Genomic DNA, 729 nt, shown 5'->3' with positions numbered 1-729 from the left:
CTGGCTTTAATCCACATAACTACTCACCGCAACCGAATGATCTAAAACGTCTCAATGAAATGGATGTCATCGTGGTGAATGGTATTGGCCATGACGATTTTGCGTTGAAGGTGATCAACGCGTCGCAACGCGATGATCTCGTTGTCATTGAAGCCAACAAAGAAGTTCCGCTATTACCAGCAGTGGGACAATCAGTCGGGCAAGGCGCGGTGAATCCACATACGTTCGTTGGGCTCTCAACAACGATTCAAAAGGTTTATACCATCGCGAGCGAGTTGAGCAAACTCGACCCTGACAATGCCGATTTCTACCGTAAAAACGCGCGTCAATACGCTAAAACTTTTCGCATGATGAAACGTGATGCCATGTTGTCGTTGGGCGAATTGGACACGGCAGGAATGAAGGTTGCGACAACGCACAACGCATACGGCTACATTCTGCAAGAGTTTGGTGTGGATGTTGCCGCAGTGATTGAGCCAGCTCATGGCGTGGAGCCGAGCGCGAGCCAACTGCAAGAGACGATCGAGAAGATCAAACGATCTGGCATTGATGTGTTGTTTTACGAGCTGAATATGCCAAATCGCTTTGTTGATACCATCGAAGAAGCGACAGGAGTTAAGCTCTACCGTTTTTCTCACATGACGCATGGGGAATACGAAGCGAACAAAGTGGAAGTTGAGATGCGCGAAAACGTTGAGACCTTGATTGAAGCGATGAAGTTCGTGGCAA

At 48.1% G+C, this 729-nt stretch carries 1 protein-coding gene; it reads left to right on the top strand.

All coding sequences use genetic code 11. From position 1 onward, the window contains the following. The coding region (locus tag R7Z49_RS24775; protein ID WP_318112344.1) for a metal ABC transporter solute-binding protein, Zn/Mn family at positions 1-729 on the top strand (729 nt) is incomplete at both ends.

This window comes from Vibrio sp. 1562 (assembly GCF_033340155.1).
Lineage (GTDB): Bacteria > Pseudomonadota > Gammaproteobacteria > Enterobacterales > Vibrionaceae > Vibrio > Vibrio alginolyticus.
The sequence above is the reverse complement of the archived record's forward strand: the minus strand, read 5'-3'. Positions and strand labels throughout refer to the sequence as shown.